Genomic DNA, 262 nt, shown 5'->3' on the forward strand with positions numbered 1-262 from the left:
CTCTTGCAAGTTTTGCCTTTATCGCAAGACCTGCCTTCGCTGAGGAAGCTAAAGCTGATAACTCATCAAACCTTGATGTGACTGCTGCTACCACTGCCAATGTGGAAACCACAGCAGACCTCGTAGAAACAAAGGTTGTCGAAGCTCCTGCTACTACTGAAAATGTGGCTAGCACAGAAAACACCACAAATGTCTCAGAACAAGCCTCAACTTCTACAGCAAGTTCTGAAACTGCCAGTGAAACAGCTTCAACAACTGCAAG

At 45.8% G+C, this 262-nt stretch carries 1 pseudogene; it reads left to right on the plus strand.

Annotated elements, in window-relative coordinates:
* A pseudogene (locus tag AX663_RS04170) lies at positions 1-262 on the plus strand (glucosyl transferase); the annotation flags it as partial.

It is taken from the genome of Streptococcus sp. CCH8-H5, assembly GCF_001556505.1.
In the GTDB taxonomy this organism is placed as follows: Bacteria; Bacillota; Bacilli; order Lactobacillales; family Streptococcaceae; genus Streptococcus.